The sequence below is a fragment of the Pseudomonas sp. L13 genome (assembly GCF_009935965.1).
In the GTDB taxonomy this organism is placed as follows: domain Bacteria; phylum Pseudomonadota; class Gammaproteobacteria; order Pseudomonadales; family Pseudomonadaceae; genus Aquipseudomonas; species Aquipseudomonas lactis.
On record NZ_QODJ01000020.1, the window covers coordinates 27,871 to 41,695 of the forward strand.

Annotated in this window: 16 protein-coding genes, 1 tRNA gene and 1 pseudogene; 14 read left to right on the forward strand and 4 right to left on the reverse strand. The window is 57.6% G+C overall.

What is annotated here, in order from left to right; genetic code table 11:
• The first annotated feature begins 1 nt into the window (after nt 1).
• Genes rbsK through DK871_RS12355 form a run of 3 tightly spaced genes read left to right on the forward strand, consistent with a single transcriptional unit; the run spans nt 2 to nt 2,376 of the window.
• Nucleotides 2–919, forward strand: a complete 918-nt coding sequence (gene rbsK, locus DK871_RS12345) for a ribokinase (protein WP_161905226.1) — start codon at nt 2–4, stop codon at nt 917–919.
• Complete coding sequence (gene rbsD, locus DK871_RS12350; RefSeq protein ID WP_161905227.1) at nt 916–1,320, forward strand: D-ribose pyranase; 405 nt, start codon at nt 916–918, stop codon at nt 1,318–1,320. The genes rbsK and rbsD overlap by 4 nt, the downstream gene beginning before the upstream one ends.
• Before the next feature lie 27 nt (nt 1,321–1,347).
• On the forward strand, nt 1,348–2,376 hold the full coding sequence (locus DK871_RS12355; RefSeq protein WP_032896207.1) for a nucleoside hydrolase: 1,029 nt from the start codon (nt 1,348–1,350) through the stop codon (nt 2,374–2,376).
• Nucleotides 2,377–2,410: 34 nt separating this feature from the next.
• Here the strand turns inward: DK871_RS12355 and DK871_RS12360 are convergent, their stop codons facing one another.
• Nucleotides 2,411–2,611 (reverse strand): hypothetical protein, encoded by a 201-nt coding sequence (locus tag DK871_RS12360; protein ID WP_161905228.1) that lies wholly within the window; start codon nt 2,609–2,611, stop codon nt 2,411–2,413.
• A gap of 156 nt (nt 2,612–2,767) precedes the next feature.
• Between DK871_RS12360 and DK871_RS12365 the strand changes: the two genes are divergently transcribed.
• Together DK871_RS12365 and DK871_RS12370 are read left to right on the forward strand one after the other, a co-directional pair.
• Nucleotides 2,768–3,073, forward strand: a complete 306-nt coding sequence (locus tag DK871_RS12365; protein ID WP_161905229.1) for a hypothetical protein — start codon at nt 2,768–2,770, stop codon at nt 3,071–3,073.
• Nucleotides 3,074–3,217: 144 nt separating this feature from the next.
• On the forward strand, nt 3,218–3,538 hold the full coding sequence (locus DK871_RS12370; RefSeq protein WP_161905230.1) for an I78 family peptidase inhibitor: 321 nt from the start codon (nt 3,218–3,220) through the stop codon (nt 3,536–3,538).
• A gap of 67 nt (nt 3,539–3,605) precedes the next feature.
• Here DK871_RS12370 and DK871_RS12375 read toward each other — a convergent pair whose 3' ends face one another.
• Together DK871_RS12375 and DK871_RS12380 are read right to left on the reverse strand one after the other, a co-directional pair.
• A complete protein-coding gene (locus DK871_RS12375; RefSeq protein ID WP_003234260.1) occupies nt 3,606–3,818 on the reverse strand; it encodes a cold-shock protein in 213 nt (70 codons plus the stop codon).
• Nucleotides 3,819–4,107: 289 nt separating this feature from the next.
• Nucleotides 4,108–4,422: a hypothetical protein gene (locus DK871_RS12380; protein WP_161905231.1), complete on the reverse strand. Its 315-nt coding sequence runs from the start codon at nt 4,420–4,422 to the stop codon at nt 4,108–4,110.
• A 365-nt stretch (nt 4,423–4,787) separates the two neighbouring features.
• Between DK871_RS12380 and thrS the strand changes: the two genes are divergently transcribed.
• The 9 genes from thrS to DK871_RS12425 all read left to right on the forward strand — a co-directional run bounded on the left by thrS (nt 4,788) and on the right by DK871_RS12425 (nt 12,242).
• Nucleotides 4,788–6,710 carry a threonine--tRNA ligase gene (gene thrS / locus DK871_RS12385; RefSeq protein WP_003192490.1) on the forward strand — a complete coding sequence of 641 codons (1,923 nt, stop codon included), beginning with the start codon at nt 4,788–4,790 and terminating at the stop codon, nt 6,708–6,710.
• Nucleotides 6,710–7,261 carry a translation initiation factor IF-3 gene (gene infC / locus DK871_RS12390; RefSeq protein WP_015884933.1) on the forward strand — a complete coding sequence of 184 codons (552 nt, stop codon included), beginning with the start codon at nt 6,710–6,712 and terminating at the stop codon, nt 7,259–7,261. The genes thrS and infC overlap by 1 nt, the downstream gene beginning before the upstream one ends.
• A gap of 59 nt (nt 7,262–7,320) precedes the next feature.
• A complete protein-coding gene (gene rpmI / locus DK871_RS12395) occupies nt 7,321–7,515 on the forward strand; it encodes a 50S ribosomal protein L35 (protein ID WP_002553160.1) in 195 nt (64 codons plus the stop codon).
• Nucleotides 7,516–7,544: 29 nt separating this feature from the next.
• Nucleotides 7,545–7,901 (forward strand): 50S ribosomal protein L20, encoded by a 357-nt coding sequence (rplT, locus tag DK871_RS12400; RefSeq protein ID WP_003192488.1) that lies wholly within the window; start codon nt 7,545–7,547, stop codon nt 7,899–7,901.
• A 109-nt stretch (nt 7,902–8,010) separates the two neighbouring features.
• Nucleotides 8,011–9,027 carry a phenylalanine--tRNA ligase subunit alpha gene (pheS, locus tag DK871_RS12405; protein ID WP_003192486.1) on the forward strand — a complete coding sequence of 339 codons (1,017 nt, stop codon included), beginning with the start codon at nt 8,011–8,013 and terminating at the stop codon, nt 9,025–9,027.
• Between the two features lie 26 nt (nt 9,028–9,053).
• Nucleotides 9,054–11,432 carry a phenylalanine--tRNA ligase subunit beta gene (pheT, locus tag DK871_RS12410; protein ID WP_161905232.1) on the forward strand — a complete coding sequence of 793 codons (2,379 nt, stop codon included), beginning with the start codon at nt 9,054–9,056 and terminating at the stop codon, nt 11,430–11,432.
• 3 nt (nt 11,433–11,435) lie between these two features.
• The gene (gene ihfA, locus DK871_RS12415; protein ID WP_002553164.1) at nt 11,436–11,738 is read left to right on the forward strand and encodes an integration host factor subunit alpha; all 303 of its coding nucleotides are present in this window, start codon (nt 11,436–11,438) and stop codon (nt 11,736–11,738) included.
• On the forward strand, nt 11,719–12,075 hold the full coding sequence (locus tag DK871_RS12420) for a MerR family transcriptional regulator (protein ID WP_003174972.1): 357 nt from the start codon (nt 11,719–11,721) through the stop codon (nt 12,073–12,075). Before ihfA ends, DK871_RS12420 begins: the two co-directional genes overlap by 20 nt.
• Before the next feature lie 90 nt (nt 12,076–12,165).
• Nucleotides 12,166–12,242 (forward strand) — tRNA-Pro (locus DK871_RS12425).
• A gap of 69 nt (nt 12,243–12,311) precedes the next feature.
• Here the strand turns inward: DK871_RS12425 and DK871_RS12430 are convergent.
• Nucleotides 12,312–13,508, reverse strand: a pseudogene (locus DK871_RS12430) (tyrosine-type recombinase/integrase).
• Between the last annotated feature and the right edge of the window lie 317 nt (nt 13,509–13,825).

The window sequence follows — 13,825 nt, forward strand, 5'->3', positions numbered from 1 at the left end:
TATGCCAGCAAAAGTAGTGGTAATAGGCAGCTTGAACATGGACCTGGTCACCCGCGCCAGTCGCTTGCCGCGTGCCGGTGAAACCCTGATCGGCCAGACGTTCTCCACTGTGCCCGGTGGCAAGGGTGCCAACCAGGCCGTCGCCTCGGCACGTCTGGGGGCGAGTGTCGCAATGGTGGGGTGCATCGGTACCGACGCCTACGGCAGCCAATTGCGCGATGCGCTGCTGGTGGAAGGCATCGATTGCCAGGCAGTCAGCACGGTGGACGGCTCCAGCGGTGTGGCGTTGATCGTGGTCGATGACAGCAGCCAGAACGCCATTGTCATTGTGGCCGGCAGCAACGGTGAGCTGACGCCCGCGTCGCTGCAAATGTGCGACGCTGTGCTGCAGGCGGCAGACGTGATTATTTGCCAGCTGGAGGTGCCGATGGAAACCGTAGGGTATGCGCTCAAGCGGGGTCGCGAGCTGGGCAAGACCGTCATCCTCAATCCGGCCCCGGCAAGCGGGCCGTTGCCCCCAGATTGGTATGCCTCGATCGATTATCTGATCCCCAATGAAAGTGAGGCCAGTGCCCTGAGCGGTGTGACGGTCGACTCCCTCGGCAGCGCCAAGGTCGCCGCGACCGCGCTGATCAAGGCGGGCGCCGGTAAGGTCATCATCACTCTTGGCGCCCAAGGCGCGCTGTTTGCCGACGGCAAGAGCTTTGAGCACCTGGTGGCGCCGAAGGTCAAGGCGGTGGATACCACGGCTGCTGGCGATACCTTTGTCGGTGGCTTCGCCGCCGCATTGGCAGCGGGCGAGAGCGAAGCCGAGGCGATCCGTTTTGGCCAGGTGGCGGCGGCGTTGTCAGTGACCCGCGCCGGCGCTCAGCCCTCCATTCCTACGCTGCACGACGTAAAAGGTTTTGTGCCCGCATGAAAAAGACACCTTTGCTGAATATCGCCCTGTCGCGTGTGATCGCGTCCCTGGGCCACGGTGACATCCTGGTCATCGGCGATGCCGGCCTGCCGGTACCTCCCGGCGTCGAATTGATCGACCTGGCACTGACCCAGGGCATCCCGGACTTCATCAGCACCTTGCGCATCGTGCTTAGCGAAATGCAGGTGGAAAGCCATGTGCTGGCAGAAGAGATCCTGCTGAAACAGCCGGCCGCGCTGGACGCGCTAAATGCGCTCACAGAGCAGGCTGCACTGGGTGAGCGCCGCCTGCTCAGCCATGACCAATTCAAGCAATTGAGCCGCAATGCCCGCGCCGTGGTGCGCACTGGCGAGTGCCAGCCGTACTGCAATATAGCGCTGGTGTCCGGCGTAACGTTCTAGCGTCCCCCCTATGACAAGGAGTGCTTTATGCAACGTGGTCTACCTACCCTGAAAAACCTGTTCCGGAGTGTTCTGCTTTTGTCCGCGCTCACTGCTGCAAGCGCCCAAGCGGCGGAAAAAATCGACCTGATCATCGACACCGACCCGGGTGCCGACGATGTGGTGGCCTTGCTGTTCGCCATGGCTTCGCCGCAGGAACTGAGCATTCGTGCGCTGACCACCGTCGCCGGCAATGTGCGCCTGGACAAGACTTCGCGTAACGCGCGCCTGGCGCGCGAGTGGGCAGGGCGCGAAGACATTCCGGTGTACGCCGGTGCGCCAGCACCGCTGCTGCGCAAACCGATCTACGCCGAGAATATCCATGGCAAGGAAGGTATCTCTGGCGTCACGGTGCATGAACCGAAAAAAGGCCTGGCCGAAGGCAATGCCGTCGACTACCTGATCAAGACCCTGAGCAGCGCCAAGCCGCATAGCATCACCATCGCCATGCTCGGCCCGCAGACCAACCTGGCACTGGCCCTGACCCAGGCGCCCGAAATCACCCAGGGCATCAAGGAAGTGGTCGTGATGGGCGGCGCGCACTTCAACGGCGGCAATATCACCCCAGTGGCCGAGTTCAACCTGTTCGCCGATCCGGTGGCGGCGGAAATCGTGCTCAAAAGCGGGGTGAAACTGACTTACCTGCCGTTGGACGTGACCCATAAAGTCCTCACCAGCGACGCCCGTCTGAAGAAGATTGCCGACCTGAACAACAACGCGAGCAAGGTCGTCAGCAGTATTCTGAATGAGTACGTCAAAGGCGATATGGAGCACTACGGCATTCCGGGTGGCCCGGTCCATGACGCTACCGTGGTGGCGTACCTGCTCAAGCCTTCGCTGTTCAGCGGTCGTGAGGCCAATATGGTGGTCGACAGCCGCGAAGGCCCGACCTTCGGCCAGACCATCGTCGATTGGTACGACGGCCTCAAGCAGCCCAAGAATGTGTTCTGGGTTGAGAATGGTGACGCCCAAGGCTTCTTCGATCTGCTGACCGAGCGCCTGGCGCGTTTGAAGTAATACGTTTTACCGGTCGGCGTTCGCCGGCCGGTTCTTACTCTTGTGCGCCTATGTAGTCGGCCGGGTATTTCTCGAATACCTGGCCAATGAACGCTTGTGCCGCCTGGGTTCCCAGTTCCTTGACCAACAGGTCGATACCAATGATCGCCAGTTCTTCGGGACTGCCGGGGCTGTAGGAACTTTGCCCTTGGGGCCACTTGGCTTTGATGTCGGCTTGAAGCGTTACGGTGGTCATGGAAATCTCACGGGCTGAAAATGCGGGGTAATGCACTGGAACGCCGTTCCAGAGGGGCGCAGTTAAGCATTTTGTACGGCGTTTGGCACTGCTACTTAGGCATGACGCAGCGGCTGTGCGACACTGTCGGCCTGTTAAATGACCGGGAAACACCGCGTGCAAATCGATTTGAGCAAGCCCGACAACCTGACGCTGGACGCCGTGCGCCAACTGCTTGGCAGCGCCAGTGACGACGAACATACCCAGCTGCGAGTGACCAAGGCTGGCGTTGCCTACCTTTCTTCCGGCGTAGTCGGGGGGGTTGATATCGATGGCCTGGTGTTTCGCCTGGAGACCTGGGCCAAAGGTTCAGGCTATGTCGGCATCGTGGCGGCCAGCGATGAAGTCTGGGTCATGCAGATTTTCAACGCGCTGAAGGACAATTGGCCTACACCTGCGTCGGACTACATCGACATCTACTGAATACGTTCATATCTAGTCACGATTCACCGAGCGATAGCAGGCCTTGACTCAGGCAGACTTGCTTGCAGGCGGTTAACGTCTTGAAACCAATCGCCTTGACTGCTGTCGCACGATCTCTGTCCACTTTTTATCATAGGAGGCTTCATGCCTTTGAAGCTCGCATCATTCGGTACTTTGTTGGCTGCGCTCGCGTTGGCGGGTTGCAGTACCCCGGGTGCCTCTGAGCCAGGCAAAGCTGCCACTTCGACCGATGCAGGTCATAGCCGCTGTGAGTCGAAGGCTGCAGAGTTCGCCATCGGCCAGAAAGCCTCGCCCCAGTTGCTGGAGCAAGCCCGCACGCGTGCTGGAGCGCAGAATGCACGCATCCTCAAGCCCAATGACATGGTCACGCTGGAGTATCGCTCCGACCGCTTGAACCTGAACACCGACAACAACCTGGTGATCAACCGGGTTAACTGCGGCTGACACGGCTTTTGCATCACCCATAAAAAACCCCGCCACATGGACGGGGTTTTTTTAGCTCAGCGGAGAGTTACTCGCCGCGAACCTGTGCAGCTTGCATACCCTTTTGGCCTTTCTCAGCCACGAAGGAAACGGTTTGGCCTTCTTTCAGGCTTTTGAAACCGTCGCTTTCGATAGCTTTGAAGTGTACGAACAGGTCGTCACCGCCACCTTGAGGAGTGATGAAGCCGAAGCCTTTTTCATCGTTGAACCATTTAACGGTGCCGGTTTGGCGATTAGACATGGTGTATCTCCAAGAAACATATATTTTCAGTAGTGCTGTGCTGCTCAGGCCAACTGGGCACACAGGGCTATCATAGTCGAAATGTTCGGCTTGGGAGCCCCCCCAAGGCACTGTTTGCTAATCAATCGCTTTGCGTTTGATTCATTATTGGGCTGAAAGCCCCGATTTACGGGGCTTTGCGACGAAATATCAGCTGTTAAAAAAAGCCGTAAAACCTGAATAATTTGTGTGAAATGGCAGTTTTCAGGCTGTTTTTCCAGCGAAATGGCCGTCGAATCGTCAGCCAATCTTACTTTTTCTTCACCACTTTGCAGGACGAAATAGCCGCGACCGCTTTGTTTTTAAGCTCCGGGCTGGCGTTCTGGTTGGTCATCAATTCCTTGATCTCGGCAGTGCTCAATTCGGCATTGATCTTGTCAGCGCCACATTCGCAATGGGTCTTGGCAGTTTTGACGTCCACGTTCTGGCTGGCGGCGGCACTGCAGTCGTTGACGAAGGCGTCACGGGCGCCGGCTGGCCAGTTGGAAGGGGCTGCAGCCTGCGCGCCGAGGGAAAGGAGGCTCAGGGTAGCGGCGACAGCGAGGGTAGAGGTAAAACGCATCATGGGATGCTCCTTTGGGTCGAGGACGAACGGCGATTCTCAGTGGCTTTGAGGCCTTACGTACAGCTCAAGTTCACTTTCGCAGCTATAAAAGCCGTGAATTGCTCTTTACCCAACGCTTGGCCGACGCGATGACCGTTCATCTGTGCTAGCATCCTCGCCTGGCTATTTCCCGGTGCGCCATTTGCCGCCTTGCCAGGTTCTTTTTGTTCACTCCAGTCACTCTGGTTCGATTATCGGTTGGCCGAAAGGCTCCTGCCGCTGTAAGGCAGGCGTTCATCATTGAACGGCCTGGTGTTGGATCTTGTACTGGCTCATCCCAACCCACGTGACCTTTGGTAGGGGTCACCACTAGGAGAGGAGGCGCCATGCCAACTATTACTCTTCCCGACGGCAGTCAACGTTCATTCGATCATCCGGTTTCCGTAGCCGAGGTCGCCGCATCCATTGGTGCTGGCCTGGCCAAGGCCACCGTGGCCGGCAAGGTCGACGGCAAGCTGGTTGACGCCAGCGACCTGATCACCAGCGACGCCAGCCTGCAAATCATCACGCCCAAGGATCAAGAGGGGCTGGAGATCATTCGCCACTCTTGTGCGCACTTGATTGGCCATGCGGTCAAGCAACTGTATCCAACCGCCAAGATGGTGATCGGCCCCGTCATCGAAGAAGGCTTCTATTACGATATCGCCTATGAGCGTCCTTTTACTCCGGACGACCTGGCGGCCATCGAACAGCGCATGCACGCGCTGATCGAAAAAGATTACGACGTCATCAAAAAAGTCACCCCGCGTGCCGAAGTGATCGACGTGTTTACCGCACGTGGCGAGGACTACAAGCTGCGCCTGGTGGAAGACATGCCGGACGAGCAGGCGATGGGCCTGTACTACCACGAAGAATACGTCGACATGTGCCGTGGCCCGCACGTGCCGAACACGCGCTTTCTCAAGTCGTTCAAGCTGACCAAGCTGTCCGGTGCCTACTGGCGCGGTGATGCGAAGAACGAACAACTGCAACGGATCTACGGCACGGCCTGGGCTGATAAGAAGCAGCTGGCCGCCTATATCCAGCGCATCGAAGAAGCCGAAAAGCGCGACCATCGCAAGATCGGCAAGCGCCTGAACCTGTTCCACCTTCAGGAAGAAGCACCGGGCATGGTGTTCTGGCACCCGAATGGCTGGACCCTGTACCAAGTGCTTGAGCAGTACATGCGCAAGGTGCAGCGCGAAAACGGCTACCTGGAGATCAAGACTCCACAGGTGGTTGATCGCAGCCTGTGGGAGAAATCCGGGCACTGGGCCAACTATGCCGACAACATGTTTACCACTCAGTCGGAAAACCGCGACTACGCCATCAAGCCGATGAACTGCCCATGCCACGTGCAGGTATTCAATCAGGGCCTGAAGAGCTATCGCGAGTTGCCGATGCGCCTGGCCGAATTCGGTGCCTGCCACCGTAACGAGCCATCGGGTGCGCTGCACGGCATCATGCGTGTGCGTGGCTTCACCCAGGACGACGCCCACATCTTCTGCACCGAAGAGCAGATGCAGGCCGAGTCCGCAGCGTTTATCAAACTGACGATGGACGTTTATCGCGATTTCGGCTTTACCGAAGTCGAGATGAAGCTGTCCACTCGTCCGGAAAAACGCGTCGGTTCCGACGAGCTGTGGGATCGCGCCGAAGCGGCACTGGCCGCAGCGCTCGACAGTGCGGGCCTTGCATACGATCTGCAGCCGGGTGAGGGCGCCTTCTACGGTCCGAAGATCGAGTTCTCGCTCAAAGATTGCCTTGGCCGTGTCTGGCAGTGTGGTACCCTGCAGCTCGATTTTAACCTGCCGATCCGTCTGGGAGCCGAATATGTCTCCGAAGACAACAGCCGTAAACACCCGGTTATGCTGCACCGGGCGATCCTCGGCTCGTTCGAACGGTTCGTCGGTATCCTGATCGAGCACTACGAGGGCGCGTTCCCTGCGTGGCTGGCTCCGACCCAGGCAGTGATCATGAATATCACTGATAAACAGGCAGATTTTGCCGCTGAAGTTGAAAAAACTCTCAACGAAAGCGGGTTTCGTGCCAAGTCCGACTTGAGAAATGAAAAGATCGGCTTTAAAATCCGCGAGCATACCTTGCTCAAGGTTCCCTATCTCTTGGTTATTGGAGATCGGGAAGTCGAGATGCAGACTGTCGCTGTGCGTACTCGTGAAGGTGCTGACCTGGGCTCGATGCCCGTCGCCCAGTTCGCTGAGTTCCTCGCGCAAGCGGTTTCCCGGCGTGGTCGCCCAGATTCGGAGTAATTATTATTAAGCGTGAAATGAGACAAGATAAACGAGCTGCACCGAAAGCCCCGATCAACGAGAATATCTCGGCACGCGAGGTTCGGTTAATTGGCGCTGATGGCGAGCAGATTGGCATCGTCTCGATTGATGAAGCGCTTCGTATTGCAGAAGAGTCCAAGCTGGACCTGGTGGAAATCTCCGCCGATGCAATCCCACCTGTTTGTCGGGTGATGGACTACGGCAAGTCGATCTTCGAAAAGAAGAAGCAGGTTGCCGCAGCGAAGAAGAACCAGAAGCAGATTCAAGTAAAAGAAATCAAGTTTCGTCCAGGGACGGAGGAAGGGGATTACCAGGTAAAACTGCGCAACCTGGTACGTTTCCTGAGTGATGGGGACAGGGCCAAGGTATCCTTGCGATTCCGCGGCCGTGAGATGGCCCACCAGGAGCTGGGGATGGAACTCCTCAAGCGGGTTGAAGCTGACCTGCTCGAGTACGGTTCGGTCGAACAGCATCCTAAGATGGAAGGACGCCAGCTTATTATGGTCATCGCCCCGAAAAAGAAGAAGTAATCAACAGGGCACGGCAGGCCTTCTGATTATGTTTATCAACTGAATGCGGAGTACCGAACATGCCAAAGATGAAAACTAAAAGTGGTGCTGCTAAGCGGTTTCTGAAAACTGCTAACGGCATCAAGCACAAGCACGCTTTCAAGAGCCACATCCTGACCAAAATGTCGACCAAGCGTAAGCGTCAACTGCGCGGTAGCAGCTTGCTGCATCCGTCTGACGTGGCAAAAGTCGAGCGCATGCTGCGCCTTCGTTAATTTTGGTTCAAGAATAGAGGAAGTAACTCATGGCTCGTGTAAAGCGTGGCGTCATGGCCCGTAAGCGTCACAAAAAAATTCTGAAACTTGCTAAAGGCTACTACGGCGCGCGTTCACGCGTATTCCGTGTTGCCAAGCAAGCGGTAATCAAGGCAGGCCAATACGCCTACCGCGACCGTCGTCAGAAAAAACGTCAGTTCCGCGCTCTGTGGATCGCTCGTATCAACGCTGGTGCACGTGTTAACGGTCTGTCCTACAGCCGTTTCATCGCTGGCCTGAAAAAAGCGTCCATCGAAATCGACCGTAAGGTTCTGGCTGAACTGGCCGTGAACGAAAAAGCGGTGTTTGCTGCGATTGTCGAGAAAGCTAAAGCCTCCTTGGCTTAAGTACCCCCGACAGTCACCCTGGGCTACTCCTGTGGCCCGAGGTGGTAAACGTCATAAATAGGGGAAGAGCCTTCAAGCTCTTCCCCTATTTTGTATCTGGAGTCTGTACATGGAAAACCTGGACGCGCTCGTCGCCCAAGCCCTTGAGGCTGTGCAAAGCGCTGAAGATGTAAATGCCCTGGAGCAAATCCGGGTTCACTACCTTGGCAAGAAAGGTGAATTGACTCAGGTGATGAAGACCCTGGGAAATCTGCCCGCTGAAGAGCGTCCGCAAGTCGGTGCGCTGATCAACGTCGCCAAGGAGCGTGTCACAGAGGTTCTCAATGCGCGCAAGGCGTCGCTCGAGGAGGCCGATCTTGCGGCCAAGCTCGCCGCCGAGTCCATTGACGTGACCTTGCCTGGTCGTGGCCAGGCCTCGGGCGGTCTGCATCCGATCACCCGGACTCTGGAACGTATCGAACAGTTCTTTACCCACATCGGCTACGGCATTGCCGAAGGCCCTGAGGTCGAAGACGACTACCACAACTTCGAGGCGCTCAACATCCCAGGCCATCACCCGGCCCGGTCGATGCACGACACCTTTTATTTCAACGCCAACATGCTGCTGCGCACCCATACCTCGCCGGTACAGGTCCGCACCATGGAAGCGAACAAGCCGCCGATCCGCATTGTCTGCCCAGGCCGTGTGTACCGTAGTGACTCGGATATCACCCATTCGCCGATGTTCCACCAGGTTGAAGGCCTGCTGGTTGATCGCGATATCAATTTCGCCGACCTCAAAGGCACCATCGAAGAGTTCCTGCGGGTGTTCTTCGAAAAAGAGTTGGCGGTGCGTTTCCGTCCCTCGTTCTTCCCGTTCACCGAGCCATCGGCTGAAGTCGACATGGAATGCGTGATGTGCAGCGGTAAAGGCTGCCGTGTGTGCAAGCAGACCGGCTGGCTGGAAGTGATGGGCTGCGGCATGGTTCACCCCAACGTGCTGCGCATGTCCGGGATCGACCCGGAAGAGTTCTCGGGCTTTGCCTTCGGCATGGGCGTTGAGCGTCTGGCCATGCTGCGTTACGGCGTGAACGACTTGCGTCTGTTCTTCGACAACGACTTGCGGTTCCTCGCGCAATTTCGCTAGTCGTAACGAATCTTTAGGAGAGCAGGATGAAATTCAGTGAACAATGGCTGCGTGGCTGGGTAAGCCCGCAGGTAGATCGCGACGAGCTGGTTGCCCGTCTGTCGATGGCCGGTCTTGAGGTCGATAGCGTTACGCCGGCCGCCGGTGTTTTCAGCGGTGTGGTGGTGGGCGAGGTGTTGAGCGCCGAGCAGCACCCGGATGCCGACAAATTGCGTGTGTGCCAGGTCAGCAACGGTTCGGAAACCTTTCAGGTCGTGTGCGGAGCGCCTAACGTGCGCCCGGGCCTGAAGATCCCGTTCGCCATGATCGGTGCCCAGTTGCCGGGCGACTTCAAGATCAAGAAGGCCAAGCTGCGTGGCGTTGAATCCAACGGCATGCTGTGCTCCCAGGCCGAGCTGCAAGTAGGTGAGGGCAATGATGGCCTGATGGAGCTGCCGGCCGACGCGCCAGTGGGTCAGGACATCCGTGTTTACCTGGAGCTGGAAGACGCCAGCATCGAGGTCGACCTGACCCCCAACCGCGGCGACTGCCTGTCCCTGGCTGGCCTGGCCCGTGAAGTGGGTGCGCTGTACAACGCGCCTGTCACCCGTCCAGTGGTTGCTGCCGTGCCGGCGGTACACGACGAAGTCCGCTCGATTGACGTATTGGCGCCCAACGCTTGCCCGCGTTACCTGGGGCGTGTGATCCGTAACGTCGACCTGTCCAAGCCAACCCCGCTGTGGATGGTCGAGCGCCTGCGTCGTGCCGACGTGCGCAGCATCGACGCCGCCGTCGACATCACCAACTACGTGATGCTTGAACTGGGCCAGCCGTTGCACGCGTTCGATCTTGCCGAAATCAATGGCGGCATCCGCGTGCGTATGGCCGAAGAGGGCGAGAAGCTGGTGCTGCTCGATGGCCAGGAAGTCAGCCTGCGTGCCGATACCCTGGTGATCGCCGACCACGCTCGCGCCCTGGCGATTGCCGGCGTGATGGGTGGCGAGCACAGCGGTGTATCCGCGACCACCCGTGATGTATTCCTTGAAAGCGCGTTCTTCGACCAGATCGCGATCGCTGGCAAGGCCCGTTCCTACGGCCTGCACACCGATGCGTCGCACCGCTACGAGCGTGGCGTGGACTGGAAACTCGCCCGTGAAGCCATGGAGCGCGCCACCGGCCTGCTGCTGGAAATCACCGGTGGCGAAGCCGGCCCGATCACCGAAACCGTCAGCGAACAGTACCTGCCGTCGATTGCGCCGATCACCTTGCGTGCCAAAAGCGTTGAGCAAATGCTCGGCCTGGTCATCGAGCCGGCTGAAATCGAGCAACTGCTGTCCGCGCTCGGCCTGGGTATTTCTGCGGGTGGGGAAGGGCAGTGGCAGGTTGCAGTACCTAGCCATCGCTTCGACATCAGCCTGGAAGTCGACCTGATCGAAGAGCTGGCACGTCTGTACGGCTACAACCGCCTGCCGGTTCGCTATCCGCAGGCACGCCTGGCACCGCAACCCAAGGCCGAAGCGCGTGCGCACCTGCCTGAACTGCGTCGCCTGCTGGTGGCCCGTGGTTATCAGGAAGCCGTGACCTATAGCTTCATCGATCCAAAGCAGTTTGAACTGTTCAACCCTGGCGTTGAGCCGTTACTGCTGGCCAACCCGATCTCCAACGATATGGCCGCCATGCGTTCGTCGCTGTGGCCGGGCCTGGTGAAGGCGCTTTCCCACAACCTGAACCGCCAGCAAGACCGCGTGCGTCTGTTCGAAAGCGGCTTGCGTTTCGTCGGCCAACTCGATGGCTTGAAGCAAGAGCCAATGCTGGCGGGTGTTGTCTGCGGCAGCCGTCTGCCGGAAGGCTGGGCACAAGGCCGTGAGGTTGTGGACTTCTTCGACGTCAAGGCTGACGTGGAAGCGGTGCTGGGCTTCGCCGGTGCGCTGGACGCCTTTACGTTTGTACCGGGCAGCCACCCAGCCTTGCACCCGGGCCAGACTGCACGTATCGAGCGTGAAGGTCGCCTGGTGGGCTTCGTCGGTGCCATTCACCCAGAACTGTCGAAAACCCTGGGGCTGGACCGTCCAGTCTTCGTGTTTGAGCTAGTCTTGGCTGAAGTTGCGTCGGGCAAGATGCCTAAATTCAGCGAGTTGTCGCGCTTCCCTGAAGTGCGCCGCGACCTGGCCCTGATTGCCGACCGTGAAGTCGCCGCCACTGCAGTTCTGGATGTAATCCGTGAAAATGCAGGGGAATGGCTGACAGACCTCAGGCTATTTGACGTCTATCAGGGTAAAGGCATTGATCCGCATAGAAAAAGCCTCGCAGTTGGCTTGACCTGGCAGCATCCATCGCGCACTCTTAATGACGATGAGGTGAATACCACGACGCAAAATATCCTCACCTCGCTCGAACAAAGGTTGAACGCCACGTTAAGGAAGTGACGTATGGGGGCTTTGACGAAAGCTGAGATGGCGGAACGTCTGTACGAAGAGTTGGGTCTGAACAAGCGCGAGGCCAAGGAATTGGTCGAGCTGTTTTTTGAAGAGATCCGCCACGCTCTGGAAGACAACGAACAGGTCAAATTGTCCGGTTTCGGCAATTTTGACCTGCGAGACAAACGCCAGCGGCCTGGCCGCAATCCAAAAACGGGAGAAGAAATCCCGATCACGGCTCGCCGTGTGGTCACCTTTCGTCCAGGGCAGAAGTTGAAGGCCCGAGTTGAGGCTTATGCTGGAACCAAGTCATAACGACGAGCTACCCGTCATCCCAGGCAAACGCTACTTCACCATTGGTGAAGTCAGCGAGCTGTGTGCGGTAAAACCGCACGTGCTGCGCTATTGGGAGCAGGAGTTTCCTCAACTCAACCCCGTCAAACGCACCGGGAACCGTCGGTATTATCAGCGCCAGGACGTGCTGATGATCCGACAGATCCGTGCGTTGCTGTACGACCAGGGGTTCACCATCAGCGGCGCACGCCAGCGTATGTCCGGTGATGAGGCCAAAGACGACACCACCCAATACAAGCAACTGATCCGCCAGATGATCTCCGAATTGGAAGATGTACTGGTGGTGCTGAAAAAATGATTCAAGCTTTAAAAATACTTCCACATTTCAAAAGCTTGCGGTATATTCCGGTTCGCTTCGTTAAGAAGCGAACCCAGTAACACGCCTAGTCGGGGCGTAGCGCAGTCCGGTAGCGCACTAGCATGGGGTGCTAGGGGTCGAGTGTTCGAATCACTCCGTCCCGACCATATTATTCAATGACTTAGCCGAACTCTAACCAGTTCGGCTTTTTCATGCGTAGGGACTTTTGCGGGGGATCATCCAAACTTCCTCCTCAAGATGGTCAGTGCCGGCCCGCGAGAGTCAGTAGCCGACACTTTGTTCGCAGCCTCAATCAAGTGCTGCAACTCCGGGGTAGAATAGTGGCTCGTAATGCTGCCGTTCTTATGCCCCAACAACGCTTTCCGATCTTCCTCCGTCACGCTTGCTGCACGTAACCTTCTGCCAAAGGTGTGCTTCAAGTCGTGAATCCTGATCGACCTGAATCCGGGGTGTGCTGGCGATTGGTGGGTCTTTTCCCACTTGTCCGCTGCGCGCACCCTGGCTTTCTTCCAGGCCGAGTCATTCATTCGATGCATCGCCGTTGGCCCGAACTGATCTGGCTGCCCATACGCGAACACCAGATCTTTGTGTAGGCCTCGCTGTTTATCGATGATGTTCATAGCCACCCTGTTAAGAATCACCAGGCGTTCATCGCCGTTCTTTACCCCGGCCTTGTCGCTTCGCCCGCCGAATCCGGCAGGTATCAGAAACACGCTGGTGTTCAGGTCCGGCACCCGTATTTCCCAATCCCACCGCAACTTGCACACTTCCTGCTCCCTGCACCCCGTGTTCACCTTATAGAGGGCCATCCTCAAGAGGTGGTCGGGCAGCTCAGGGAACAAAAGAGCCTGCTCTTCCCAGGACATTGGGTAGGGCTTTCGGCTCGACTTCCTTTCCTCAAGCATCGATATCATCGGCACGCTTTCCAGCCATGGCCGCTTTTCCGCGTCACGTCACTTGCGGTGGCACAGGTTCAAGATTCTGACGACACGCTGCAGGGCAATATTGACCGTCCTGTTTGCGACGCCAGGTTTAACCTTACCCTGTGCCGTCTTCGTTGGCTTTTGCCGATCTCGCACGAATGGGGCCAGTGTCCCATCATCAATGTGCGTAATCGGCAGATCACCTATATACGGGTCAAGCTGTTCAATGTGAGAGGCGGAAAGGCCAATTGATGCCTGGTCCTTGAATTCCACCAGGAACCGAGTAGCGGCCTCACGCCAGGTGCGAACCTGGCGCACACCGTAAATCTTCTCCTGCCTGAGCTTTTCCAGTCGGTGAATCAGGTACTGCTCGGCTTCTTCCCTCTCGCTTGCTCCAGTGCTTTCTTGAAGTCGGCTACCTCTGACGACTTTGTCGATGTGCCAAATTCCGTTCCTCTGGTAGAGGCCCGACATTGTTTTTCGCGCCATTGTTTTGCGCCTTGGCGCCCACTGCGGGGCGGATTGTTGTCCTGATTGGCCTGCTTTTCAATTGTCATACGTTCGATATAGGCGTCTGCCCACTGGTCCAACTCATGACGGTCGAATGCAACACCCTGTTTTCCAATAGGGAATTCACGGACATCGGGACGTACGGTTTCGTCGAAAACTGCTCAACACATTCCGAGATAAGCGGGGGCGTGCTTCGCCCGAATGAAACGCGGCGCGGTCTCTAGGGCCGGCGCCAGCGTTGTGTTGGCCATGGGAATACCTCGCCACGCCGTTGCCGGGTGGATTGATTGGAAGGT

Coding starts and splice junctions, on each gene's coding strand:
- rbsK (WP_161905226.1), top strand. CDS start 2: ATGCCAGCAAAAGTAGTGGTAATAGGCAGCTTGAACATGGACCTGGTC.
- rbsD (WP_161905227.1), top strand. CDS start 916: ATGAAAAAGACACCTTTGCTGAATATCGCCCTGTCGCGTGTGATCGCG.
- DK871_RS12355 (WP_032896207.1), top strand. CDS start 1,348: ATGCAACGTGGTCTACCTACCCTGAAAAACCTGTTCCGGAGTGTTCTG.
- DK871_RS12360 (WP_161905228.1), bottom strand. CDS start 2,611: ATGACCACCGTAACGCTTCAAGCCGACATCAAAGCCAAGTGGCCCCAA.
- DK871_RS12370 (WP_161905230.1), top strand. CDS start 3,218: ATGCCTTTGAAGCTCGCATCATTCGGTACTTTGTTGGCTGCGCTCGCG.
- DK871_RS12375 (WP_003234260.1), bottom strand. CDS start 3,818: ATGTCTAATCGCCAAACCGGCACCGTTAAATGGTTCAACGATGAAAAA.
- DK871_RS12380 (WP_161905231.1), bottom strand. CDS start 4,422: ATGATGCGTTTTACCTCTACCCTCGCTGTCGCCGCTACCCTGAGCCTC.
- thrS (WP_003192490.1), top strand. CDS start 4,788: ATGCCAACTATTACTCTTCCCGACGGCAGTCAACGTTCATTCGATCAT.
- rpmI (WP_002553160.1), top strand. CDS start 7,321: ATGCCAAAGATGAAAACTAAAAGTGGTGCTGCTAAGCGGTTTCTGAAA.
- rplT (WP_003192488.1), top strand. CDS start 7,545: ATGGCTCGTGTAAAGCGTGGCGTCATGGCCCGTAAGCGTCACAAAAAA.
- pheS (WP_003192486.1), top strand. CDS start 8,011: ATGGAAAACCTGGACGCGCTCGTCGCCCAAGCCCTTGAGGCTGTGCAA.
- pheT (WP_161905232.1), top strand. CDS start 9,054: ATGAAATTCAGTGAACAATGGCTGCGTGGCTGGGTAAGCCCGCAGGTA.
- ihfA (WP_002553164.1), top strand. CDS start 11,436: ATGGGGGCTTTGACGAAAGCTGAGATGGCGGAACGTCTGTACGAAGAG.
- DK871_RS12420 (WP_003174972.1), top strand. CDS start 11,719: ATGCTGGAACCAAGTCATAACGACGAGCTACCCGTCATCCCAGGCAAA.